At 39.8% G+C, this 23,437-nt stretch carries 25 protein-coding genes and 1 pseudogene; 18 read left to right on the top strand and 8 right to left on the bottom strand.

Going from position 1 to position 23,437, the window contains the following annotated elements; all coding sequences use genetic code 11:
• Positions 1-28 precede the first annotated feature (28 nt).
• Complete coding sequence (locus EDX97_RS09945; protein WP_128521013.1) at positions 29-1,504, top strand: nicotinate phosphoribosyltransferase; 1,476 nt, start codon at positions 29-31, stop codon at positions 1,502-1,504.
• Here the strand turns inward: EDX97_RS09945 and yaaA are convergent.
• Both yaaA and bsh read right to left on the bottom strand, forming a co-directional pair.
• On the bottom strand, positions 1,501-2,214 hold the full coding sequence (yaaA, locus tag EDX97_RS09940) for a peroxide stress protein YaaA (RefSeq protein WP_128521012.1): 714 nt from the start codon (positions 2,212-2,214) through the stop codon (positions 1,501-1,503). The two genes, EDX97_RS09945 and yaaA, sit on opposite strands and share 4 nt — an antisense overlap.
• A gap of 1 nt (position 2,215) precedes the next feature.
• Positions 2,216-3,190 (bottom strand): choloylglycine hydrolase, encoded by a 975-nt coding sequence (bsh, locus tag EDX97_RS09935; protein WP_128521011.1) that lies wholly within the window; start codon positions 3,188-3,190, stop codon positions 2,216-2,218.
• A gap of 76 nt (positions 3,191-3,266) precedes the next feature.
• Here bsh and EDX97_RS09930 point away from each other — a divergent pair, with 76 nt between their 5' ends.
• The 3 genes from EDX97_RS09930 to EDX97_RS09920 are packed head-to-tail and all read left to right on the top strand — an operon-like array spanning position 3,267 to position 4,715.
• The gene (locus EDX97_RS09930) at positions 3,267-3,509 is read left to right on the top strand and encodes a glutaredoxin domain-containing protein (RefSeq protein WP_128521010.1); all 243 of its coding nucleotides are present in this window, start codon (positions 3,267-3,269) and stop codon (positions 3,507-3,509) included.
• A 23-nt stretch (positions 3,510-3,532) separates the two neighbouring features.
• Positions 3,533-4,045 carry a ferritin gene (locus EDX97_RS09925; RefSeq protein WP_128521009.1) on the top strand — a complete coding sequence of 171 codons (513 nt, stop codon included), beginning with the start codon at positions 3,533-3,535 and terminating at the stop codon, positions 4,043-4,045.
• 43 nt (positions 4,046-4,088) lie between these two features.
• The gene (locus EDX97_RS09920) at positions 4,089-4,715 is read left to right on the top strand and encodes a hypothetical protein (RefSeq protein ID WP_128521008.1); all 627 of its coding nucleotides are present in this window, start codon (positions 4,089-4,091) and stop codon (positions 4,713-4,715) included.
• Here the strand turns inward: EDX97_RS09920 and EDX97_RS09915 are convergent.
• Positions 4,634-7,105, bottom strand: coding sequence for a translation factor GTPase family protein (locus EDX97_RS09915; RefSeq protein ID WP_128521007.1), 2,472 nt, complete (start codon positions 7,103-7,105; stop codon positions 4,634-4,636). The two genes, EDX97_RS09920 and EDX97_RS09915, sit on opposite strands and share 82 nt — an antisense overlap.
• Between EDX97_RS09915 and malQ the strand changes: the two genes are divergently transcribed.
• The 3 genes from malQ (at position 7,016) to EDX97_RS09900 (ending at position 9,763) form a co-directional block, all read left to right on the top strand.
• Positions 7,016-8,650 carry a 4-alpha-glucanotransferase gene (gene malQ, locus EDX97_RS09910; protein WP_338076166.1) on the top strand — a complete coding sequence of 545 codons (1,635 nt, stop codon included), beginning with the start codon at positions 7,016-7,018 and terminating at the stop codon, positions 8,648-8,650. The two genes, EDX97_RS09915 and malQ, sit on opposite strands and share 90 nt — an antisense overlap.
• 66 nt (positions 8,651-8,716) lie before the next feature.
• Positions 8,717-9,259: a hemerythrin domain-containing protein gene (locus EDX97_RS09905; protein ID WP_128521005.1), complete on the top strand. Its 543-nt coding sequence runs from the start codon at positions 8,717-8,719 to the stop codon at positions 9,257-9,259.
• 87 nt (positions 9,260-9,346) lie between these two features.
• Positions 9,347-9,763, top strand: a complete 417-nt coding sequence (locus EDX97_RS09900) for a universal stress protein (protein ID WP_128521004.1) — start codon at positions 9,347-9,349, stop codon at positions 9,761-9,763.
• A gap of 25 nt (positions 9,764-9,788) precedes the next feature.
• On the opposite strand, the gene EDX97_RS09895 is transcribed toward EDX97_RS09900, so the two are convergent.
• Entirely contained in the window at positions 9,789-10,784 is a 996-nt protein-coding gene (locus EDX97_RS09895; protein ID WP_128521003.1) for a helix-turn-helix transcriptional regulator, read from the bottom strand.
• Positions 10,785-10,853: 69 nt separating this feature from the next.
• Between EDX97_RS09895 and EDX97_RS09890 the strand changes: the two genes are divergently transcribed.
• Positions 10,854-11,519, top strand: a complete 666-nt coding sequence (locus EDX97_RS09890; RefSeq protein ID WP_183164340.1) for a lysoplasmalogenase family protein — start codon at positions 10,854-10,856, stop codon at positions 11,517-11,519.
• Here EDX97_RS09890 and EDX97_RS09885 read toward each other — a convergent pair.
• Positions 11,458-11,682, bottom strand: a pseudogene (locus EDX97_RS09885) (GIY-YIG nuclease family protein); the annotation flags it as partial. The gene EDX97_RS09890 and the pseudogene EDX97_RS09885 sit on opposite strands and share 62 nt — an antisense overlap.
• Positions 11,683-11,774: 92 nt before the next feature.
• On the opposite strand from EDX97_RS09885, the gene EDX97_RS09880 reads away from it, so the two are divergent.
• From EDX97_RS09880 to epsC, 10 genes are all read left to right on the top strand, one after another.
• Positions 11,775-12,323 (top strand): glycerol-3-phosphate acyltransferase, encoded by a 549-nt coding sequence (locus EDX97_RS09880; protein ID WP_128521001.1) that lies wholly within the window; start codon positions 11,775-11,777, stop codon positions 12,321-12,323.
• Between the two features lie 3 nt (positions 12,324-12,326).
• Positions 12,327-12,731, top strand: a complete 405-nt coding sequence (gene ndk, locus EDX97_RS09875; RefSeq protein WP_128521000.1) for a nucleoside-diphosphate kinase — start codon at positions 12,327-12,329, stop codon at positions 12,729-12,731.
• A 65-nt stretch (positions 12,732-12,796) separates the two neighbouring features.
• Positions 12,797-13,405: a cupin domain-containing protein gene (locus tag EDX97_RS09870; RefSeq protein ID WP_128520999.1), complete on the top strand. Its 609-nt coding sequence runs from the start codon at positions 12,797-12,799 to the stop codon at positions 13,403-13,405.
• A gap of 3 nt (positions 13,406-13,408) precedes the next feature.
• Positions 13,409-14,356: an L-lactate dehydrogenase gene (locus tag EDX97_RS09865; protein WP_173446372.1), complete on the top strand. Its 948-nt coding sequence runs from the start codon at positions 13,409-13,411 to the stop codon at positions 14,354-14,356.
• A gap of 12 nt (positions 14,357-14,368) precedes the next feature.
• Positions 14,369-14,644 (top strand): acylphosphatase, encoded by a 276-nt coding sequence (locus EDX97_RS09860; protein ID WP_128520998.1) that lies wholly within the window; start codon positions 14,369-14,371, stop codon positions 14,642-14,644.
• Between the two features lies 1 nt (position 14,645).
• Positions 14,646-15,293: an HAD hydrolase-like protein gene (locus EDX97_RS09855; protein WP_128520997.1), complete on the top strand. Its 648-nt coding sequence runs from the start codon at positions 14,646-14,648 to the stop codon at positions 15,291-15,293.
• Between the two features lie 7 nt (positions 15,294-15,300).
• Entirely contained in the window at positions 15,301-16,665 is a 1,365-nt protein-coding gene (locus EDX97_RS09850; protein WP_128520996.1) for an MATE family efflux transporter, read from the top strand.
• Complete coding sequence (fumC, locus tag EDX97_RS09845) at positions 16,662-18,029, top strand: class II fumarate hydratase (protein WP_128520995.1); 1,368 nt, start codon at positions 16,662-16,664, stop codon at positions 18,027-18,029. The genes EDX97_RS09850 and fumC overlap by 4 nt, the downstream gene beginning before the upstream one ends.
• A gap of 10 nt (positions 18,030-18,039) precedes the next feature.
• Entirely contained in the window at positions 18,040-19,212 is a 1,173-nt protein-coding gene (locus EDX97_RS09840; protein ID WP_128520994.1) for an NAD(P)-dependent malic enzyme, read from the top strand.
• A gap of 60 nt (positions 19,213-19,272) precedes the next feature.
• Positions 19,273-20,223, top strand: a complete 951-nt coding sequence (gene epsC / locus EDX97_RS09835) for a serine O-acetyltransferase EpsC (RefSeq protein WP_128520993.1) — start codon at positions 19,273-19,275, stop codon at positions 20,221-20,223.
• Between the two features lie 242 nt (positions 20,224-20,465).
• On the opposite strand, the gene EDX97_RS09830 is transcribed toward epsC, so the two are convergent.
• The 3 genes from EDX97_RS09830 to EDX97_RS09820 all read right to left on the bottom strand — a co-directional run bounded on the left by EDX97_RS09830 (position 20,466) and on the right by EDX97_RS09820 (position 23,372).
• Entirely contained in the window at positions 20,466-21,908 is a 1,443-nt protein-coding gene (locus EDX97_RS09830; protein ID WP_128520992.1) for a transposase, read from the bottom strand.
• A 219-nt stretch (positions 21,909-22,127) separates the two neighbouring features.
• Positions 22,128-22,508, bottom strand: a complete 381-nt coding sequence (locus EDX97_RS09825) for an SHOCT domain-containing protein (RefSeq protein ID WP_128520991.1) — start codon at positions 22,506-22,508, stop codon at positions 22,128-22,130.
• Between the two features lie 12 nt (positions 22,509-22,520).
• Positions 22,521-23,372, bottom strand: coding sequence for a DegV family protein (locus EDX97_RS09820; protein ID WP_128520990.1), 852 nt, complete (start codon positions 23,370-23,372; stop codon positions 22,521-22,523).
• Between the last annotated feature and the right edge of the window lie 65 nt (positions 23,373-23,437).

Genomic DNA, 23,437 nt, shown 5'->3' with positions numbered 1-23,437 from the left:
ATAAGGGACAATGAACGAGGACAATACAATGAATAAAACGATTTATGACAAACGTAACATTAGTATGATGATGGATCTTTATGAATTGACGATGGCCAATGGCTATATGTCAGAAAAAGATCGCAATGATTATGTGACTTTTGATGTATTCTATCGAAAAAATCCCGACATTGGTGGTTATGCGATTTTTGCGGGTTTGGAACAAGTGATCGAATATATCGAACAAATGCACTTTGATCAAGATGACATTGATTATTTACGCTCTTTACACTTATTTAGTGAAGAATTTTTAGAATATTTGAAAACTTATCATTTTAAAGGTGATATATTTGCGTTCAAAGAAGGTACGATCATGTATCCGAATGAACCGATTCTTACGGTCCATGCGCCATTGATCGATGCTCAATTGGTAGAAACAGCCATCTTAGCTGAAATTAATCATCAATCTTTGATTGCGACCAAAGCCAGTCGTATTGTACGTGCAGCTAGAGGACGTGCTGTGTCTGATTTTGGTGCACGTCGAGCACATAATATGGATGCGGCTGTTTATGGGGCTCGTGCGGCGTATATTGGTGGTTGCGTGGGTACCGCAACCGTATTAGCTGGTCAAATGTTTGATATTCCGGTGAGTGGTACGATGGCACATAGTTGGGTCATGTATCAAGAAGATGAATATACAGCCTTTAAAAAGTTTGCGGAAATGTATCCGGATGATTCCATTTTGTTGATCGATACCTATGATGTATTGAATTCGGGTGTTCCAAATGCCATTCGTGTAGCCAAGGAAGTATTGGAACCTATGGGCAAACGATTAAAAGGTGTTCGTTTGGATTCAGGTGACTTAGCCTATCTATCACGAAAAGTACGTCAAAAACTAGACGAAGCCGGATTGGAAGATGCGATTATTGTGGCTTCCAATAGTTTGGATGAATATACGATCAATTCCATCATGGATCAGGGTGGTTGCATCGATAGTTATGGTGTAGGTGAACGTTTGATCACTTCCAAGAGTGATCCGGTATTTGGTGCTGTCTATAAAATGGCAGAAGCCGAAAAAGATGGTCAACGCATTCCGAAGATCAAGATCAGTGAGACAGTCGAAAAAATTACCAATCCAGGTCGTAAGAAAGTCTATCGTGTCTATGATGAAGAAGGCAAAGCTGTTGCGGATTTATTGACCAAATACGATGAAAAGCCAATCGATACATCGAAACGGTATCGTTATGTAGATTCCAAGAAGCCTTGGAAAAATATGCATTATGAGCATTATTCGGTCAAAGAATTGCAGCATCAAGTCATCAAAGCGGGTAAGCGTGTTACGAATCCGGTTCCATTGAAAGAAATCCGTCAATATGTAGCGGATCAAATTCATAATGAAATCTGGGATTCGGAATTACGTTTTGATAATCCACATGAACATTATTTGGATATGAGTCCAAGTTATTATGAAATGAAAATGGATTTATTATATAAATCACAAAAGAACAACGAGGAGGAAGATTAACTTCCTCCTTTTACATAGATGAGTGTTTGTTTCGTGCTTGTTTGTGGATCAAAATGAAAGCCCAACTCATCAAAATCATAAAGTTGTTCAATCTGCTCCACTTGATGTTCAGCCATATAGCGAACCATACGACCGCGAGCCATCTTGACATGAACGCCTTTTTCTTTGCGCTGATCGCCTACTTGTTCATAAAAGCGAACGTCGATCATCGGACAATATTTAGAAATGGATTTGGCATATTCGGCACTGGCCAAATTGAGAATAACTGGATCATCAAAGGTTTGAGCAAGCTTATTCTTCCAAAAGTCATACAAATTGATGCCTGGTTTTTGATTCATCTCCAAACGATAGGCTTTGATGCCATCCATGGGACGTAAAATGCCATACAAACCAGAACCAATGCGTAGATGTGTACGTATATATTCCATTTCTTGATTGGTAAAGACATCGGGGGCCATATAGGTATATTGAATGCCACTAAAATAAAATAAGGCTGGATATACAGGTGCTTGCGCATACGAATGAATCATGTCATAGGCTTTTTGACTGATGGCATCGGAACAGGCATAGAGCTTTTTGAGCGCATCAATCGAATATGAAGATAAACGCTCGATGAGCTGATCTGCTTCCTGTTGAAACCAGGGTTGACTATTCGCAACAAAATCATCACAAGGCTTCATTTGTTTGGCCGGTGAAATGAAGATCTGCATATCAGTTACAATAATGAATTTGTTGGCCTTTGATCAATGGATAGGTAATGATCGTATCACCATCTAAGTTTTCTTTGTGCATATCAACGGCTGTGATTTGGGAATTTTCATAGGTCGTATAATAATAAATACCCTTATCTACATTGACACAACTCGAATAAATTGTGATTTCATATTGTTCGGGTGCTACTTCGCAACAACCTCGTTGTTGATCCACAGAACCTAAAATATGGAAGAATTGTGAAATACTTTCCGATTCACTATCGCCAGAAACGGAATTCATCTTGGTCCAAGCTACTTTCACAAAACGGGAAGCACTAGATAGATCACCCGGTAAGCCCATACCTCCCATACCACGAGAATATTCATCCAATGGAAGTCCTGGCGCAAACGTTTCGGGCAACGTGCGATTGGATAGATAACGATAATTATTTAAATTGAATAATTGTTTATCAAAGGTTGGATTGTTGGTCATGACACCCACTGGATCATCGTAGATATGAATGCCGTCCGCAACGGCTTCGATAACGATGCTTTGGTTACGATCCGACACCATCCAATGTAATGGAGAAGGTGGCAATTGTTCACTAAAAGCCGTATTGGTAATATTGACATCTTTCATTTTGGCTTTGACATCTTCTACCGTTTCACATTGGGTCAATAGCCATGGAATCAATTCGAAAGAAGCAATGTTGACTTTACCAGTTTCCACTGGTTTATAATCGGCATTTGCAGGAAAGTTTAAACCAGCCATGCTTAAGCCTTTTTCATTGGTGGCATCATAATATAAAGGATATTGATCGACTACAGTAGCCATACCAATCAAAGCCAAGTTGGCTTTTTTTTCATCGACATGACGATACGAAAATACATAGTTACGAGGGGTGACGGTCACGGTCTCATTATAAGAGAGTTCCAAATCTAAGTTACGACCGAAATAATGGTTTTTGGTTGCGTATGTAATGACAGTACACATAGTTAGACTCCTTTCTTTCTATCTATCTTTCATTTTACCCATTTTTTTTATAAAATCTAGATAAAGGAGGACAACTATGCAGTTAGATCTTTATATGTTTGAAACCTGTCCCTATTGTCAAAAAGTGATGCGTGAAATCCAAGCCGAAGGACGTACGGACATTGTCTTTCATGACATCCACAAAGAAGAAGAGGATCGCCAAACATTGATTCATGTAGGCGGTAAGGAACAGGTACCTTGTTTGTTTATCGATGGTGTGCCTATGTATGAAAGTGATGATATCGTTGCGTGGTTGAAAAGCCACCAAAAAGTACTATAATACAGGTGAATGGAGGGATTTCTATGTTAGATAAAAAAGTAAAAGATTTAATCAATACGCAAGTGAATAAGGAATTTTATTCGGCGTATTTGTATTTAGATTTTGCAAATTATTATTATGATCAAGGCTTAGATGGTTTTGCGAATTGGTACGATGTCCAAGCCCAAGAAGAACGTGATCATGCGATGATGATGCGTCAGTATTTGATTGATAATGGCGAACATGTAGAATTCTTCGCTGTAGAAAAACCAGATAAGACCTACCAATCGATTGAAGATCCTTTAAAATTTGGATTGGAACATGAACAATATGTAACTTCTTTGATCAATACGATCTATGCCGCAGCGGATGATATTAAAGACTATCGTACGATGCAGTTCTATGATTGGTTTGTCAAAGAACAATTGGAAGAAGAAAAGAATGCCGAAGATATTTTGAAGAAATATCATTTATTCGGATCGGATTCAAAAGGATTGTATGCTTTGGATCAAGAGTTAGCTGCTCGTACATACGTAGCACCAACAACCAATGCGTAAAGAGTTGTGCTTGTTACAACTCTTTTTTTGATACAATGAAAGTATGAAAAAGATCATACTCTTGCTTTGTATCATAGCCATCAGTTTAAGTGGTTGTACCGTGATGGAAAAACACCAAGTCGAAAAAACGGCGGATACTTATTGGACCCATATTGAAAAAGGGGAATGGATCCAAGCTGTAGCGATGATGGATGTACAAACCTCACTTTCAGATAAACTGGATACAGTCATTGATGATGCGAAAACAAAAAAATTGATTTTGAATGAAATCGACCAAACGATGCGATATACCTTATCAAAAATGTATAAGTCCCATACCATTGTATCGGTTTCCCTTAACGATAAACAAACCCAAGCAAAAGTAAAGGTCAAAGTACGTTATATCAAACCCGATGTCGATACCTTGAAAAACCAACTCTATATCGATGTGCTTCCGTATTTGATGAATCAAGGTGATATTCCTTCCATTGGTGAACGATGTCGGAAAGATATCCAAACCAGTCTAAAAGAGGGAAAGGTAGTCACAAAAACGGAAACAATGACGCTGATCAAGAAAAAAGGAGATTGGTTGGTCCAACCTCCAGAAAATCAAAGTGTATGGAAAGTTTTAAATGCGTCCGCATTGGTGGATAACGCTCGTTTTTCTAATTCTCTAGCTGACATTCTTTGACAACCATGGGCCAGAATCGTGTTTTGGATCAATCCATCACTCGAAGCCACGATTAGACGATATTTCTTTTTCCATTCCGATACATGTTTTTCAATATAGCTATCCGCTGTTTCATCGTATTTCGTAAAGATGACTTCCAAATCACCCTTTTTATATGAACGATGCGTACTGTCTTTGACACGATACGCATCAAAAACAATGATCAAGTAACAATTGCGATAGCCTTGATAATTGCTTAATCGATCAATGAGTTCATCTCTAGCCGAATCAAACGGAATCCCTTTGAGACTTTGCCAACCAAAGATCTGGTTGTAGCCATCGACCACCAAACATTCCGGCTTTTGGACAAGTGGTTTGGTTTCCACTTTTTCGAGATCGATTTTCTTTTTCTTGGGCTTTACTTTGTGCTTATCCTTATTCTTGTTTTGGCCATTGGTCATCGCAAACACGCGTTTGGCTTCTTCATCCGAAATGGTATATTTGACGCTGCGATAGGATTGGCTATTTTCATTTTTCGGTTGGATGTGCATATACGCATCCACTTCATTCCAAGGCACATAGAATCCAGCTCCATGGGTACAAAATACCGAACCCGTTGGATTGCGCATATCTTTTTCTGGATCATAGGCTTTTTGGGCAATGATTGTTTCGGCATCTTCACAAATATCATAGCCAGCCGGCTGACAAACAAAGGTTCCCAATCCTTTGGATAAAGCTGTTAATTCATTTTGGTAATTGGATAACGTTCGAACTGGACCTTTTCCCGTGATCGTATCTTCTTGTACTTCCACTTTGGCATGGCGTTGTTCCAAATCGTATAAAACACGCGACAAACTGCTTTGTGGCACATGGATCGTAAAATTATAATAAGGCTCCAATAAAAGATTGGTTGCTTGCATCAGACCTTGACGAATGGCACGATAGGTCGCTTGGCGAAAGTCACCACCCATCGTATGTTTGATGCTACCTTTACCTGCAATTAAAGTGATCTTCATATCCGTAATGGGACTTCCAGTTAAAACGCCACGATGTTCTCTTTCTTCTAAATGCGTAAGGATCAGATGTTGCCAATTTTGTGGTAATTCATTGGTAGATACTTCACTTTCATAGATCATGCCACTATTTCTTGGAAGAGGTTCTAATCGTAAATGGACTTCGGCATAATGGCGTAACGGTTCAAAATGACCTTTGCCAATGACCGATTCCTGAATGGTTTCTTTGAATAGGACATCCCCATTGGAAAAACCAACTTGAATGTGGGTCTTTTCATAGATGCGGTTGGAAAGAACTTCCATTTGAATCGGTCCCATCAAACGCAAAGTGATCTTTTTGAGCTTTTCATCATAGACCATATGAAGTTGGGAATCTTCTTCGGATAATTGTTCACAAACATCTTTTAACGATAATGGATCCACCCCGCTGGGTAAAACTAATTCATAATTCATATACGCTTCTAAAGTGGGAACGATACTATCGGCTTGATTTCCTATTCCTTGTCCGACTTCAAACTGGGATAAGCCCGTAAACACACAAATAGTTCCTGCTGATACTTCTTGTACCGATTCATACCCTTGGCCATTGTATATACGAATTTGATCAATCTTTTCTTCCTCATTGATTTTTTGTTTGACTTTGCATGTGCCCCCTGTGATCTTGACATGGGTGAGTCGTTGGCCTTTTTCATTCGTTGATATTTTATAGACCAAAGCTCCAAAGTCAGATGGATAATCTTTATCTAAACTATATTGCACGATCGCATCCATTAGTGGCTGGATACCTTCTTGTTTTAAGGCCGATCCAAAGAAACAAGGGAAACACTCCCGTCGATAGATGGCTTGTTGAAGAAGAGAAGTTGGAATGTTCTGGGTTTCGATATAGGCATTTAAACAATCTTCATTACATAAAGCGACTTTTTCTAAATAATCTTCCGTAAAATCAATACAAGTACTTGGCAGATCTTTTAGTAATTCTTCTTTGGAGTGATAACTGATATCCATCTTATTCATAAATACCAGGGTTGGAATATGATAATGTTCCAAACATTTCCAAATGGTCTTGGTGTGGCTTTGGACCCCATCTTGACCATTGATCAATAGAATCGCAAGATCCAAGACTTGAAGACTTCGTTCCATTTCCGCAGAAAAATCAATATGACCCGGTGTATCGATAACATAGATATCGGTATCTTTCCATTCCAAATGGGCTTCTTTGGAAAAAATCGTAATGCCGCGTTGACGTTCTTGATGATCAAAATCTAAAAAGGCATCTTGGTGATCGACACGACCCAATGTGCGGATTTGATGACTTTGATACAACATCGATTCAATCAAAGTGGTCTTTCCAGCATCGACATGGGCCAAGATACCTACGGTTACTTTTTTCTTATCCATACCACAAGACTATCACACTTTTGTGATAAAATAGAACACGAAAGTAAAAGAGGAATGATCATGAAACGAAGTGCAGGAATTTTATATCCTATTTTTTCTTTGTCATCGCGCTATGGCATTGGTTGCTTCTCCAAAGAAGCCTATGAATTTATCGACTTTTTAAAAAAGGCGGGCCAGACATATTGGCAGATCTTACCTATCCATTCTACCGGCTTTGGAGATTCACCTTATCAACCCGTTTCCGCCTTTGCGGGCAATCCCTATTTCATCTCTTTAGAAGACTTGATCCAAGATGGCTTATTAACCGAACAAGAATGCAACAGCTATGATTTTGGACATGATGTAGAACACATCAATTATGGCGCTTTGTATAATTATCGCCAAGACTTATTGAAACAAGCTTTCGTTCGGTTTCAACCCGATGATGCCTATGAGAAATTCTTAAAAGATGCCTCCTATTGGCTGAAAGATTATGCCTTATATATGGTCATCAAACAGCAACAAGAAGGAAAAAGCTGGAATGATTGGCCATTGGAAGCACGAATGCGAAAACCAAGTTATTTGAAACAAATCGAAACGGAAAATAAGAAGTTGATGCATTTTTATTATTTCCAACAATATGAATTTGCGAAACAATGGCAAAAATTATTGACCTATGCCCATTCGCAAGAGATTCAAATCATTGGGGATATTCCTTTCTATTGTGCCATGGATTCTAGCGATGTATGGGCTCATCCGGAAATCTTCTGGATGGATGAAGATTATTTACCAAAATATGTAGCTGGAACCCTGCCGGATGCCTTTAGTCCAACGGGACAACGATGGGGCAATCCGGTCTATGATTGGACCGCTTTAAAAAAGACCAAATACGATTGGTGGATGAAACGAATGCAACATGCACAAAAATGGTTTGATGTAGTGCGTATCGATCATTTTCATGGCTTTAGTGAATATTGTGCCATTCCGTATGAGGAAGAAACAGCAGAAAATGGCATTGCCAAAAAAGGACCCGGCTTGGATTTCTTTAACGTCTTGAAACAAGTTTGTCCCGATATTGAAATCATTGCGGAAGACTTAGGCACCAATACTCCAGAAAAAGAAAAATTATTGAAGGATACTGGTTTTCCTGGTATGAACGTACTTCAATTTGCGTTTACCGGATGGAGTCATGATAGCTATTATCTAACCCATAATCATAAGCGAAATAGCGTGGTGTATACGGGTACGCATGATAATCCAACGACATTGGAATGGTTTGAAACCTTGAATGAAGGAGATCGTATCTTTGCGTCGAAATACATTCATACCGATCCAAACAATCCAGGTCAATTTGTCTGGGATTTCATTCGTGAAGCCTATCGTTCTGTGGCAAATTTGACGATCGTATCTTTATCGGATTACTTGGTCAAAGGTAAAGAAGCGCGAATCAATACCCCAGGTACATCGCAAGGCAATTGGCAATGGCGTTTGGTTCCCCATTTCTTATCGGATGAATTGGCCTATAGTATTCGCGATTTAACTGAAACCTATGGACGATTACAATAAGTGTTGGTTTTCCAACGCTTATTTTTTTATGGCCATGATAGGATACAACCATTGGAGGACAAAACAATGTACGCGATTGATTTAATGATGAATGAACATATACAAATACGAGACATGTTGGAAGTCATGCGGGCCATGGCCAAACAACTAAAAGAAGGTAAAGATGTACCTATCGAAGATTTTGAGACAACGGTGGATTTTGCCCGTAACTATGGCGATAAACACCATCATATGAAAGAAGAAGATATTTTATTTCCCGAATTGATGGATCAAGTATGGATGACGATGGATATCATTCAAGGGGTCATGTTACCAGAACATCAAGAAGGAAGAGATCATATTTCTCGTTTGGCCGATGCCTTAGAACAATGCAAAGAACAAGTCAGTGAAGAAGCGGTTTCTCAAGCTATTTTTGAAATAGATGCATATACGATGTTGTTGAAGGAACATACCGAAAAAGAAGATCAGGTGTTATACCAGATTGCTTTGATGCATCTACCCAAAGAATCCAAAGAAAAAGTGGATCATTTATGCAAGGTCAAAGAAGAAAAAGAACCTGTTGATAACTATCTACAAATGTTAGAATCGTTGAAGGCAAAATACCTTTAATAAATATTGAAATTATTATATATGATTGTAGCTTTATGTTTTTTGGGCGAAAGCGTATAATAAAAATATGAAAAGGAGACTTACGGTATGAAAAAAGTATTATTACCTATTGATGGTACACGGCGTAGTCTACAAACAGTTGATTGGCTAAAAGACAACTACAAACCCGATGAAGTGGAAATTACCATGTTTATGGTCACCGATTCCGTAGGTGAAATGGAGTTGAAAGCCAAATATACATCCGCGCAAGAATATATGATGTCTGTCATGAAACATAGTTCTGATGATGAACTGGTGGATCTAGGCTACAAAGTGGATTATGAAACGGCATATGGAAATCCGGGAGAAGAAATCGTAAAATATGCCAAAAAAGAAAAATTTGATGCGATCATTATGACCAAATCAACAAAAGATGGTTGGTTTAGTACCATTGGTTCGGTTACGACCTATTGTGTCAAATATGCCGATACCGTTGTCATGATCATTCCTGAAAAGCATTCATAATAAAAAAGGAGCTGCGGCTCCTTTTTTATTGGTAGAGATAGTTTACGTTTTCGATTAGATCTTTCATTTGTTGGACAACTTCATCTGGTTTAATGATTTTGACTTGATCACCCAAAGCAATGATCCAACCAAAAAATTGTTGACTGATTGCCACATAGACCGTGGTTTGAATATGATCTGGATCCACAATTTCAATATCGATATCTTTGCCAAATCGATCAATCAAAATACCAACCATTTCATTTTTGGCACGAATGGTCACATGACATTCTTTGCCACCAAACATTCCGAATAAACTCTTGGTGTAGTTTGGCAAACGGAATTTTTTGAATTGGTCTTTCCCTTGGCGACTCTGTTGCATGATTTCAATATATTCCATCTTATCGACTCGATAGTGCTTGATTTTTTGATCTGGGGCATCAAAGCCAACGAGATAATAATTTTCATCATCCCACATCAAAGCCCATGGACTAACATGGTATTTTTCTTCTTTCTTTTTTTTCATTTCCTTATGAATCGTCCATTGGTAGTAATAAAAAGCAATCTGTTTGTCGGCATTGATGGCTTCATGGATCTGATCCACATTATAATAAATCTTCTCATTCATGGTCTTGATTCGACCGGCAATGATGACTTGTCGATTCAATTTTTTCGCTTCGGCATGGCTGGCCAACGATTCTAGCTTTCCAATCAATTCTTTGGATTTTTTATCCGTAATGAATTTAGCCGATTGAACCGAATCCACTAATAATTTTAATTCCGCCAGTTCAAACAAACGATTTCCTACACTGTAGGTCCATTGTTTTCCGGTGCGATTCATCGTAATGTCCAAGCCATAGTCTTGTAGTTCTTGAAAATCTTGATACAACGTTTTGCGATTGGCATTGACACCATAAGCAGCCAATTTTTCAATGATTTGATTCATGGTCAACTGATGGGTATCGTCGGTTTCTTCATTGAAGATTTTCATCAAATACAACATCTTTAATTTTTGATGTTCACCCTTCCGAATATTTGCCATAAAAAGCCTCCATTACTAACAGTATAACGTAAATGTGGTATGATAGTGGAACAAGAAGAGGGAATATTTATGATTTGGATTATTTGGGGAATTGTCATGTTGGTGTTGTTTTTGCGTGCTCGCATCAACAATCAGAAGATACATGCACTCTTTTTTAAAGTGGCAACTTCGCTGGGCTTTTTTGGATGGGCCTGCTGGCTAGCTTTTAAACAACCTTCGGACACGGCCATTATGATTTTGATTGCTTTATTCTTTGGTGTATTTGGCGATATGTGGTTAGGTATGAAATGGACCTACCCTAAACAGGATCATCCCTATACATTTGCTGGCTTTATCTTTTTTGCCCTGGAACATTTCTTTTTGATTTGTTTCTTATTGTCTCGATATGGCCATCCGATGCTTCTATTGGTGATTTTATTGGTAGCCATGGGCATCAGTTATGCGATCGTGGGTATGGAAAAACAGATGCATCTGAAATATGGCATCTTTAAAGGAATTTCTATGATCTATGGCACGGTCTTGTTTGCGGTTCCTTTGTTTAGTTTGACCTTGATGGTCGGCTATCAAAGTGATCGGGTATTGACTCTATTATTGTTGGGAACGATTTGTTTTGTGTTAAGTGATCTGATCTTAAGTCGCACGTATTTTGGCGATAAGAATCGTCCCATTGATATCATTGTGAATCATGTTCTTTATTATTTGGCACAGTTTTTGATCGCAGCGATCCTGCTTTGATCAGCTGTGCCTTTTCTTGTCGCGATAATTGTTTGATCGCATATTCACGTGCCATGGCTTCGGATTTTGTCGCATAGGTTTCATAGTAGACCAACTGCACAGGTCGACGACTTTTGGTGTATTTGGCCCCTTTTCCCGCATTGTGGGCTTCGATGCGTTTTTTTAGATCATTGGTTCATCCGGTATAATACGTGGCATCCGCACACTGAACGATATATACATAATTATTCATATTTTCTATGATATACTATTTCCATGAGATGGATTTGTCTTTTGATTGGATATTTTTGTGGCTCTTTTTTAACAGCGGATGTGGTCAGTTATCATTATACGGGACATTCGGCAGCTACTTTAGGAACTTCTCACAATCCAGGGATGGCCAATGTCATGCGAACTTTGGGATTCAAACCCGGCATCCTGGTTCTCTTTGGTGATCTATGTAAATGTGCTATTGCGATGGCCATTGCCCATGCGCTATTTCCAACACACGATGCGATATTGTATGCCGGTTTGGGTACGATTCTTGGTCATGATTTTCCTTTTTGGCGTCATTTTCATGGTGGCAAAGGCGTGGCTTGTACCTGTGCCTTGTTGGTGATGTATCAACCTCTATGGGGATGTATCGCCTTAGTAGTTGGTGGTTTGATCGTAGTGTTGACCAAAAAATTATGGTTAGGAGGTATTGTGATGCCTCTACTTTGTATCATTCCTTGGATGATGCAAAGTCTAGAAGCCGGATTGGTTGGTATCCTTGTGAGTGGCTTGAGCTTGTATTCCTTTCGAAAAGACATCGGAAAGAGGTAAAACATGTCAAAAGAAAGAACCTATGTGATGTTGAAACCCGATGCGCTTCAACGTGGCTTAGCCGGTGAAATCATTCGTCGTATCGAAGCCAAAGGCTATCGTTTGGTACAAGCCAAAACGATTGTGTTGGATGAACCAATTTTACGAGAACACTATGCCCATATTGCCGATAAACCGTTTTTCCCAGAAACCGTAGAGTATATGACATCTGGCCCTGTTTTGGCAATGATCTGGGAAGGTGAAAATGCGATTGCGGGGATTCGTCAATTGATGGGAGCCACCAAATTTGCTGATGCCAAAGCCGGTACCATTCGTGGTGATTTTGCTTCATCGACCACATTTAATTTGATTCATGGATCGGATAGTCCAGAAGCAGCAGAAATTGAAATCAAACGCTTTTTTGAATAGACTTTGTTGGAAAAACAACGAAGTCTATTTTTGCATTCTCTATAATAAGAATCAGGAGGTGGAACATGAAACTCTATGATGAAAACATTCCTGTTCCAGGATGTACGATATCCAATCAAGAAATAGAAAATATCACCCATTTTTCTTTAGCGAAACATACATCGATTTCAAAAGAGAAATATCCCTGTGATGTGCTTTATATCGTCGATACTGGCCAAGTAAAAATGAATGAACATACGCTACAAGCCAATGATTGCTTGTTTGTGAAAGCCAATACCCTATGTGGCCAAGAAGCCATTACAGATACAGTCTATACCGAAATATTGATCAAGGAGGATACAAAAATGAATGAAGTATTAAAAAATATAGATGTGTTTCAATTGAAAGATTTGATTCCCTATCAAAAGGGAAAGATCGTCAATATGGATCTCTTATCCAATGATAAGATGAAATTTGTGATCATGGCCTTTGATGATGGCTGTGCCTTAGCGGAACATGCTGCACCAGGGAATGCTTTGATTTTTGCACTGGATGGACAAGCCACTATTACCTATGAAGGAAAAGACTATGCGATTCAAGCTGGTGAAAACTTCCGCTTTGAAAAAAATGGCAAACACGCTGTACGTGCCAATGGCCCATTTAAAATGGCCTTGTTGCTGGAATTGGAGGGATAGTAGATGATCAATGTTCGAAAAGTAGCCATGATTGGTTGTGGCTTTGTTGGTTCTGCTTCTTGTTTTGCCCTGATGCAAAGTGGCTTGTTTTCGGAAATGGTTTTGATCGATGCCAATCGCGAAAAAGCCGAAGGCGAAGCCTTAGATATCAGTCATGGTTTGCCATTTGCTTCTCCAATGCAAATCTATGCTGGTGATTATGATGATATAATCGATGCTGCCATCATTATCATTTCGGCAGGAGCTGGTCAAAAACCCGGTGAAACACGCTTAGACTTAGTGAAGAAGAATGTCGGTATTTTCCAATCCATTCTTCCTGAAATTGCCAAACGCAATGTGCAAGGTATCTTGTTGGTTGTTGCCAATCCAGTGGATATTTTAACGTATGTGGCACAAAAAATGAGTGGCTTACCCGAAAATCGCGTATTTGGATCGGGTACGGTGTTGGATACAGCACGTCTACAATATATGTTGGGACAACATCTAGCCGTGGATCCACGTAATGTCGATGCGATGATTATCGGCGAACATGGCGATAGTGAAATTGCGGCATGGAGCTGTGTGCGCGTATCCGGTGTCCCATTGAATGATTTTTGTGAAATGCGTGGCCATTTCCAACATGAACAAGCCATGCATGAAATTGCCGAGAATGTAAAAAACAGTGCATATGAAATCATTGAAAAGAAAAAAGCGACATATTATGGTATTGCGATGAGTGTCAAACGCATTTGTGAAGCCATCATTCGCGATGAAAAATCCGTTTTGCCCGTATCCAGTGCGATGCATGGTGAATATGGTTTAAACGATGTTACCTTAAGCATGCCTGCCATTGTGGGTAAGGATGGTATCGAAACTTTGGTACCGATGGAATTGGATGAAAAGGAACAAACTGAACTGCAACATTCTTCCGTTGTATTGAAAGATGTGATCAAACAAGCCTACCAAGCATGATATACTATAGGTATGGTAAGAAAACATATTTGGTTTACAGGACAAGTACAAGGTGTTGGTTTTCGTTGGACCGCACGACAATTAGCCCAACAGATGCATTTGACCGGATGGTGTCGCAATGATATGGATGGACGAGTGGAAATGGAAATTCAAGGAGATAGTACTACCATTTCTCGTTATTTGAATGAATTAGGTTCTTTTGGTTCCATTCGTGTTGATCATATGGATATCCATTCGATCCCTGTTGTCGCCAATGAACCAGATTTTGAAGTGAAATTTTGGTGGTAACATGAAGTATCTCTTATTTGATTTGGATGGCACCCTTTCAGAGTCTGCACCGGGCATTACCCAGTCAGTGCAATATGCTTTATCGACCATTGGCATTGAAGAACCAGATCTAAAGACTTTGGAACATTTTGTGGGACCACCCTTGAATACGGAATTCAAAAAGACGTATGGTGTGGATGATCAAACGGCTATTGATTTGGTCCAAGCCTATCGAACGTTTTATAACGAAACTGGTATATTCGCTTGTTCGATGTATGCAGGTATTGAATCATTGATTCCACAGTTGCATAAACAAGGGAAGAAATTGGGCATTTGTTCCAGCAAGCCCAAGGTATATGTCGAACAAATTCTTGCGAATTTTGGGATTTTCGATTGTTTTTCATTGATCAATGCACCCGATTTGCAGGATGAACTCCAAAAGAAAAACCAATCCGATAAAGCAACTTTGATTCAACAGGCTTTAGATCATTGGCAAGTCGATCCGAATCAAGTAGCCATGGTTGGTGATCGATACATGGATATTTGTGGTGCTAAAGCCAATGGCGTATTGGCAATTGGCGTTACCTATGGTTATGGGAGTTATGAAGAATTAAAAGATGCCGATATCCTTGTGAATTCGGTCTCTCAATTAGCGCAAGTTCTGTTATAATATGGCTATGAAACAAGTTGATTTTGCCCAAGGATCCATTACGAAAAATATCTTTCAAACGGCCATGCCTATGTTGGTGGCTCAAATTTTGAATCTACTATACAATATCGTCGACCGAATCTATATTGGCCGCATTCCCAACATTGGAACGCTGGCTTTAGGTTCGGTCGGCCTTTGTTTTCCCATCATCACCATCATTATGGCATTTGCGAATCTGTATTCCAGTGGTGGTGCCCCTTTATTTGCGATTGATCGAGGAAAACAAGATACGAACCATGCTCAAAAAATCATGAATACATCGTTTGTGATGTTGGTGTATACAGGCATTCTGTTGACAGTGATTTTGTTTATTTTTGCTCGACCCATCTTAATTGCTTTTGGTGCATCCAAACAAACCCTTATCTATAGCTTACCGTATATGCGCATTTATTTGATTGGCACCATTGCTTCGATGATCTCGACCGGCATGAATGCATTTATCAATGCCGAAGGCTATCCCAAAGCGGGTATGATGACCGTTTTGATCGGGGCGGTTGCCAATATCATTCTAGATCCACTCTTTATCTTTGTGTTTGGCCTCAATGTGGAAGGAGCGGCCATTGCCACGGTTATCTCACAAATCTTATCCGCTCTGTTTGTGGTACGTTTCTTAACGCGCTCCAACATTGAAATTACGTTGCATTGGATCCAACCATCGGCTTTTTATCGTGCCAAAGATATCCTTTCTTTAGGTCTGGCTGGTTTTATCATGCAGCTAACCAATGGATTGGTACAAATTGCGTGCAATCATATGCTCAGTCTAACTGGTGGAGATTTATATGTATCAGTCATGACAATCGTATCCAGTGTACGACAGATGTTGGAAATTCCCATCTGGGCCATTACGGATGGTTCCAGCCCAATCTTATCGTTTAATTATGGAGCTAAAGCCTATTCCCGAGTGAAACAAGCCTTTTGGGTCATGCTTGGCTTGACCATTGTCTATGCTGGTTTGATTTGGTTGTTGATTGAAAAGATTCCGCTATTTTTTATTTCCATCTTTTCCAATGATCCTGTTTTACAAGCCCCGTCCCGACAAGCTTTACACCTATATTTTTTTGCGTTTATCTTTATGGTCTTTCAATATACCGGACAGACCATGTTTAAATCTTTGAATCGGAAAGGATTTGCGATTTTCTTTTCCTTATTACGAAAAGTCATCATCGTTATTCCTTTGACGATATTGTTGCCGCATTGGTTAGGAGCCAATGGTGTCTTTATTGCCGAACCCATATCCAATGTAGTAGGTGGATTGGCTTGTTTTATCACGATGTTTTGTACATTGTGGAAAGAATTAACGTATGATGATACACATAGAGGAGAATCAAAATGACAAGTTATCGTATAGAACATGATTCGATGGGTGAAATGAAAGTGCCACAAGATGCCTTGTGGGGTGCGCAGACCCAACGAAGTAAACAGAATTTTAAGATTGGTCAAGAAAAGATGCCACAAGGCATTATTGAAGCGTTTGCGATCTTGAAAAAAGGAGCAGCACTCACCAATAAAAAATTGGGTAAATTGGATAGTACGAAGTGTCAATTGATCCAAACCGTTTGTGATGAAATTTTAGCCGGAAAATGGAATGATCAATTTCCATTGGTGGTCTGGCAAACGGGAAGCGGTACCCAATCCAATATGAATGTGAATGAAGTCATTGCCAATCGTGGCAATCAGATTGCCAATGAAAAACTTTTACATCCCAATGATACGATCAATATGTCGCAATCATCCAATGATACCTTTCCAACAGCTTTGCATATTGCGGCGGTTCGTGCCATTACCTATCAGTTGTTTCCTGCCATGGATCATATGATCCAAGTGTTGGATCGATTGGAAAAAGAAAATCGCAATATGATCAAAAGTGGACGTACCCATCTACAAGATGCGGTTCCAGTTGGTTTTGATCAAGAAATCAGTGGTTGGAAAACGATGATCATCCAATCTAAGGCATATATTCAATCCACTTTGCCGTATCTTTCGCAATTGGCTTTGGGCGGAACGGCTGTTGGTACGGGATTGAATGCACCAAAGGAATTTGGGGAAGAAGTGGCCAAAATCATCAGTCAATTAACGGGTCTTTCCTTTACTTCGGAGCCCAATAAATTTCATGCCTTATCGAGTAAAGATGCGATTGCCTTTAGCCATGGGGCTTTGAAAGCGTTGGCAGCCGATTTGATGAAGATTGCCAATGATGTACGTTGGATGGCTTCTGGTCCTCGATTGGGTTTAGGTGAAATCACCATCCCTGCCAATGAACCAGGCTCTTCCATCATGCCAGGAAAAGTCAATCCAACCCAATGTGAAGCCGTGACCATGGTGGCGGTACAGGTGATGGGCAATGATACGACCATTGGTGTAGCGGCCAGTCAAGGCAACTTTGAATTGAATGTGTTCATGCCTGTGATTGCGTATAATTTCTTACAGTCGGTTGGTTTATTAGCGGATTGTATGAAATCATTTACCGATAACTGTTTAGTGGGTATCAAGGCCAATAAAGAAAAGATGGATTATAACTTGAAGCATTCCTTGATGTTGGTGACGGCATTAAATCCATATATTGGATATGAAAAAGCGGCACAAACATCGAACTTGGCCTTTAAGGAAAACATTTCATTAAAAGAAGCGGTGGTCAAGTTGGGATATATGACAGCCGATGAATTTGATGCGGCGGTACAACCAGAAAAAATGATATAGGGAGGATAGTATGGATTACGCAAAGGAATCATTAAAAAAACATGCCGAATGGAAAGGAAAGATCGAAGTCGTTTCACGCGCTAAAGTAAGAAATGCGGATGATTTATCGATTGCGTACACACCTGGTGTCGCACAGCCTTGTTTAGAAATTGAAAAAGATCCTTCAAAGAGTTATACGTTGACTCGTCGATGGAATATGGCAGCCGTTATTACGGATGGCTCTGCTGTATTGGGCTTAGGAAACATTGGTCCTGAAGCTGCTATGCCTGTCATGGAAGGAAAATGTGTCTTATTTAAGGAGTTTGCGGATGTGGATGCGTTCCCATTGTGTGTCGATTCCAATGATGTCGATACCATTGTGGAAACGATAAAAAATATTTCGAAATCGTTTGGTGGTATCAATTTGGAAGATATCAGTGCACCACGTTGTTTTGAGATTGAACGACGCTTAAAAGAAGTGTGTGACATTCCGATTTTCCATGATGATCAACATGGTACAGCCATCATCACCTTGGCTGGTTTGACCAATGCCTTAAAAGTTGTTGGCAAGAAAAAAGAAGAAGTCAAAGTTGTTACATCGGGTGCTGGTGCCGCTGCGATTTCAATCGTGAAGTTATTATTGTCGGCTGGTTTTAAAGATATCATCATGACCGATCGTCGTGGAGCAATTTATGAAGGTCGTGATCATTTGAATTGGATCAAAGAAGAAATGGCACAGGTAACCAATTTAGAGAAGAAACAAGGTAGTTTGGCCGATGTGATCCAAGGTGCGGATGTCTTTATTGGTGTATCGGCACCTGGTTTGGTCAGTCAAGATATGGTACGAAGCATGAATAAAGATGCGATCATCTTTGCGTGTGCCAATCCAACGCCAGAAATTTTCCCGGATGATGCTAAAGCAGCCGGTGCTGCCGTCATTTCAACGGGTCGTAGTGATTTTCCTAATCAAATCAATAACGTCTTAGCGTTCCCAGGTGTATTCCGTGGTGCTTTTGATGTACGTGCTTCCGATATCAATGAAGAAATGAAGATGGCAGCTGCCCAGGCCTTAGCCAATTTAATTCCTGACGATGAATTATCAGCAGAGTATATCATCCCAAAAGCTTTTGATCCAAAAGTAGGACCAGCTGTTGCCAAAGCGGTTGCGCAAGCGGCTCGTAATAGTGGGGTTGCACGAATCTAAAATCGTTACAGGCGACAAGTGAATAGACTTTTGTTAAAATAGAGACAAGAGGTGAATTTTATGAATGAATTAGAATTCAATGAAGTCGAAGAAGTTGTTGAACTGGTCATGAACGACTATAATCAAAAGCGCGAATTGGACGTTATGACCATGTTTCATCAACCGGATAAAACAAAGGTCGTCGAGATCGTCAATAAATTATTGCGCATTATTTTTCCTGGCTTCTATCGGGATGAAGTATATAAGATCTTCAACATGCGTCATTCCTTATCGGCATTGGTCGAAGATGTCATGTATAATATGCAGAAACAAATTGTGATTGCGTTGAAGAATGATCCCAAATATGAAAGCATGAATGAAGGGGAGTTGCGTAAAGTGGCCAAAGATATTACGTTGCAGTTTTTTACCCAGATCCCACGCATTCGTAGTTTTATTGATACGGATATTCAGGCCACATTTGATGGCGATCCAGCCGCTACCAGCAAGAATGAAATTGTTTTGAGCTATCCGGGTATCCTGGCTTCTACAGTGCATCGAATTTCTCATGTTCTGTGGGAATTGAATGTTCCTTTGATTCCGCGTATGATGTCGGAATATGTGCATTCCGAAACGGGAATTGATATTCATCCAGCCGCAACAATTGGTAAATATTTCTTTATCGATCATGGTACCGGTATCGTCGTGGGTTCGACGACCAATATTGGCGAGCATGTCAAGATCTATCAAGGGGTAACTTTAGGGGCTTTGTCGACCAGTGCCGGTCAACGTTTACATGGTGTCAAGCGCCATCCAACCATTGAAGATAATGTGACGATTTATTCGGGAGCTTCCGTTTTGGGTGGAAAAACCGTGATTGGTCATGATTCGATCATTGGTGCGAATGCGTTTGTGACCAGTTCAATTAAACCGGAATCGCGTGTCACAATTCAAAATCAAGAATTACATATGGGTAAGGATAAGATTGAAAAAGAAGAGTTACCGCAAGACGACACGTGGTTTTATGTCATTTAATCAAAAAAGGAATTGCTGGCTTTCCAAAGTTAACCGGGGTATTTCCAAACAGTTTGGGGTCCTTAACCGGGGTCGCTAACTGGGGTCTGTGATTTATCCAAAGTTAACTGGGGCCGTTAATTGGGGTCTGTACATAAAATGAAACCTCTGGATCATATCATGATTTCCAGAGGTTTTCATTTGCCCGAATCAATATTCTTTTCTTGTATTCTTATTTTTCCGTATTCTATTTAGTTTAATATTTATTCGTTTTTCTTTTTGTAAGTGCTTCTTTTTCTCCCCTCTGTTTGAATTTGTTTTATTGTATATGGAACAGCTTTTATAGATGCATCGTCACGTACTGCCCATAGGATACGGTTTCTTGTATATTGAAAATTCTGTACTCCGTGTGACTGTGAACGTAATCCCGAAGGTATGTTGTTGAAAGATTCAAGAGGCCCGTTGGATAGACGCCTTAAAGCGGCACCGGATATATTTTGTGCAGCTACATATGTAAAGGAATTTACAATACTGTCATGATATCTTTTGAGCAGAGATGAAAAATCATTGAACAACTGGATATTGGAATTATCATAGATTTCAATCAATTCATCGAGCCGTTTGGAGGCACCTTCCAGATTGTTGACAAACTTTTCATTGAAATCCTCGTAAAGGTCCTTTAGATTCCGTATCGTTTGAAAGTTTTCGTCCAATGCAAGAAATTCCGATTCCCAGCTGTATGTATCCATGGGTTTCTGTAGTTTATAATTATAGTGAGGCGGATGGTATTCCCATTTATTAGGATTGAGAAGGAGGACCCAGTTCGCCTTTTTTAAAATATAGACTTCCTTTGAATCCTTTACGGATTTCTGGTCACTTTTAATATATTCGTTCTTTTCCTTCAGAAGTTTGCGGTCGCGTGCCTGGTATCTCTTTTTGACCGAGTTGATATAGTTGCGAATAAGACGTAAAAGCCACTGAAGGACATGAAAAGAATCAGTGACAGCCACCGCATTGTGAAAATATTTGGTCGTGTAGTTAATATAGGGATCATACATATCACAACAGATGGCTTTGACCTGATCTCTTTCCGTTTTGGGAATGGAAAGGAAATAGGATTCCGTATATTGTTGACGACGGCTCTGAATGATGTCCAAAATGACACCGCTGAGGAAATCCATAATAACGAGAGCATATTTACAATAAGGGTCTAAGTTAAGATAGACCTCATCGATACAAATGAACTCTGTCAACTTTTTGCGGGGCAGATCGATATAACGCATGAATAATTGATGAACATAGGTATCCGAAACATGGAATTTTTGAGCAATCTGTGAACAAGACATGTTAATATCTTTAAAAGCCATAAGAATCTGAAAGACGATAATTTTGGAAGTCCTTTTTCGTTTTTCCAGGAAATCGAATTGATCCGTAGCGGTGTAGGCACATTTCGGGTTGGAACATTTCCAGCGCCTTCCGATAACGGTCAAATCAACAGAATAACCGTCCTGAAGGATTTGGTTATTAGGATGACGGGAGAAGCGACCTTTGGAATGAAGCCTGGAGCCGCAGATAGGGCATATGGGATTGACGGGAATATTTTTAGAAACCGTAATATATTTTATGTTTCCGTTGATCTGGATATCCGTTATTGTTGAATCAGAGTCTGCGAGATCGAGGACATCTTCTAGTGAGTAATGTTTCATTTAAAACCTTCTTTCTTGTAGATTCGGACAAGAATAAGGATAAACGAAAAAGGAATCGAAAAATGAGAAACCAACTCAGGAAACGATTCCTTTTGCTTATAGATTAGACCCCGTTTAAGGACCCCGGATAAGTTTGGTAAGTAATAAGTTTCATTTAACTGACCCCAGTTAAGGACCCCAGTTAACTAGACCCCATTAAAGTTTGGTTATCCGAATTGCTTATAAATCCAGCAATTCCTTTTTCTTTTTGTCATATTCTTCTTGGGTGATCGCATCCATATCTAATAATTCCTTCAACTCTTTGATTTGTTGGTAGGGATCCAGATCGGTCGGCTGTTTCTTTTCTTTGTTTGTTTGTAATAGGCGCCATTCTTTGATGGCATGTTTGACCACTTTTAGACGATGTCGATTAAAGGGGACCGAATCTACACCACCATCGTATTTGACTTTCAAGATCGCATAGGGACTGAAAGCCGCGGAGTTGGTGATGTATAGATCTTTGATTTGGTCATAGGGATAGGTTTTCCGTTCGGTGACCAATTGATCATCTTCAAAAGACATGGGTGGAATCGTACCAATTCCTTCGATTTCATAAAACATATAGTTTCACCTCTAAGCTTTCGTATCAAATACTTGCAGGGCTAAACAGCCGAGTCCCGTATGTACGCCAACGGCACTGACTAGATCAATCACATGGACGTGTACGCCTTCAATTTCTGTTTCAATTTTCTTTGCGAATGCTTCGGCATTCTTTTGGGCATCAACATGGGCCAAGAATACGGTATCTTCATGAATCGTTGTTCGGGCTTTTAAGCGTTCAATCACCACGCTTTGGGCTTTGGACAAAGTTCTTGGTTTGGCCATCACATCGACTTTTCCTTGGGTGGAAATATTTAAATGTAAGACCGGTTTAATACGCAATAAACCACCAAGTAAAGCCGCTGCCGGGGTCAATCGGCCGCCACGGCGCATATGTTGCAGATCTTCAAAGATGAGGATGGTATCGCCCGTTTCGATGATGGCTTGTAGCTTGGCAACGATAATATCCATGCTTACTCCTTTATCATAGAGTTGTTTGGCTAGGCGGATACATGTGGCTTGAAGAACGGCCGTGACATAACAATCAATCCCGATGAATTCCAAGCCAACTTGTCGAGCCATCATTTCCATGGCATCCATCGCACCAGATAGACCGCGGCAAATCGGAACACAAAATACCGTATCATATCCTTGGTCTTTGATGGCTTGAAAACAATCTTCGATATGTCCTAATTTGGGCAAAGATGTTTTCATGATCTTTTTCTGGTGTAAATTTTGAATGAATTGATGATAGTTCATCGTTTCCAATTCATCATAGGAAATGCCATCACATTCAATTTGTAAAGGAAAGCAATAGATGCCCTCTTGTTTCCATTGTTCGGGACTCATGCCGGTTCCTGTATCGGTCACAAATGCTACTTTCATAGTTAATCTCCTACTCCTTATGGTAGCATTTTGAAATTCGGGACACAACAAAATTTGCATCGTGC

This window comes from Absicoccus porci, assembly GCF_003725415.1.
Classification (GTDB): domain Bacteria; phylum Bacillota_I; class Bacilli_A; order Erysipelotrichales; family Erysipelotrichaceae; genus Absicoccus; species Absicoccus porci.
This window is presented reverse-complemented; position numbering and strand designations above follow the sequence as displayed.

Coding starts and splice junctions, on each gene's coding strand:
- fumC (WP_128520995.1), top strand. CDS start 16,662: ATGACAAGTTATCGTATAGAACATGATTCGATGGGTGAAATGAAAGTG.
- EDX97_RS09825 (WP_128520991.1), bottom strand. CDS start 22,508: ATGTTTTATGAAATCGAAGGAATTGGTACGATTCCACCCATGTCTTTT.
- yaaA (WP_128521012.1), bottom strand. CDS start 2,214: ATGCAGATCTTCATTTCACCGGCCAAACAAATGAAGCCTTGTGATGAT.
- EDX97_RS09880 (WP_128521001.1), top strand. CDS start 11,775: ATGAGATGGATTTGTCTTTTGATTGGATATTTTTGTGGCTCTTTTTTA.
- EDX97_RS09915 (WP_128521007.1), bottom strand. CDS start 7,105: ATGGATAAGAAAAAAGTAACCGTAGGTATCTTGGCCCATGTCGATGCT.
- ndk (WP_128521000.1), top strand. CDS start 12,327: ATGTCAAAAGAAAGAACCTATGTGATGTTGAAACCCGATGCGCTTCAA.
- EDX97_RS09900 (WP_128521004.1), top strand. CDS start 9,347: ATGAAAAAAGTATTATTACCTATTGATGGTACACGGCGTAGTCTACAA.
- EDX97_RS09830 (WP_128520992.1), bottom strand. CDS start 21,908: ATGAAACATTACTCACTAGAAGATGTCCTCGATCTCGCAGACTCTGAT.
- EDX97_RS09890 (WP_183164340.1), top strand. CDS start 10,854: ATGATTTGGATTATTTGGGGAATTGTCATGTTGGTGTTGTTTTTGCGT.
- EDX97_RS09930 (WP_128521010.1), top strand. CDS start 3,267: ATGCAGTTAGATCTTTATATGTTTGAAACCTGTCCCTATTGTCAAAAA.
- EDX97_RS09945 (WP_128521013.1), top strand. CDS start 29: ATGAATAAAACGATTTATGACAAACGTAACATTAGTATGATGATGGAT.
- EDX97_RS09860 (WP_128520998.1), top strand. CDS start 14,369: ATGGTAAGAAAACATATTTGGTTTACAGGACAAGTACAAGGTGTTGGT.
- bsh (WP_128521011.1), bottom strand. CDS start 3,190: ATGTGTACTGTCATTACATACGCAACCAAAAACCATTATTTCGGTCGT.
- EDX97_RS09895 (WP_128521003.1), bottom strand. CDS start 10,784: ATGGCAAATATTCGGAAGGGTGAACATCAAAAATTAAAGATGTTGTAT.
- EDX97_RS09855 (WP_128520997.1), top strand. CDS start 14,646: ATGAAGTATCTCTTATTTGATTTGGATGGCACCCTTTCAGAGTCTGCA.
- EDX97_RS09820 (WP_128520990.1), bottom strand. CDS start 23,372: ATGAAAGTAGCATTTGTGACCGATACAGGAACCGGCATGAGTCCCGAA.
- EDX97_RS09905 (WP_128521005.1), top strand. CDS start 8,717: ATGTACGCGATTGATTTAATGATGAATGAACATATACAAATACGAGAC.
- malQ (WP_338076166.1), top strand. CDS start 7,016: ATGACTTTGATACAACATCGATTCAATCAAAGTGGTCTTTCCAGCATC.
- EDX97_RS09850 (WP_128520996.1), top strand. CDS start 15,301: ATGAAACAAGTTGATTTTGCCCAAGGATCCATTACGAAAAATATCTTT.
- epsC (WP_128520993.1), top strand. CDS start 19,273: ATGAATGAATTAGAATTCAATGAAGTCGAAGAAGTTGTTGAACTGGTC.
- EDX97_RS09870 (WP_128520999.1), top strand. CDS start 12,797: ATGAAACTCTATGATGAAAACATTCCTGTTCCAGGATGTACGATATCC.
- EDX97_RS09925 (WP_128521009.1), top strand. CDS start 3,533: ATGTTAGATAAAAAAGTAAAAGATTTAATCAATACGCAAGTGAATAAG.
- EDX97_RS09920 (WP_128521008.1), top strand. CDS start 4,089: ATGAAAAAGATCATACTCTTGCTTTGTATCATAGCCATCAGTTTAAGT.
- EDX97_RS09865 (WP_173446372.1), top strand. CDS start 13,409: ATGATCAATGTTCGAAAAGTAGCCATGATTGGTTGTGGCTTTGTTGGT.
- EDX97_RS09840 (WP_128520994.1), top strand. CDS start 18,040: ATGGATTACGCAAAGGAATCATTAAAAAAACATGCCGAATGGAAAGGA.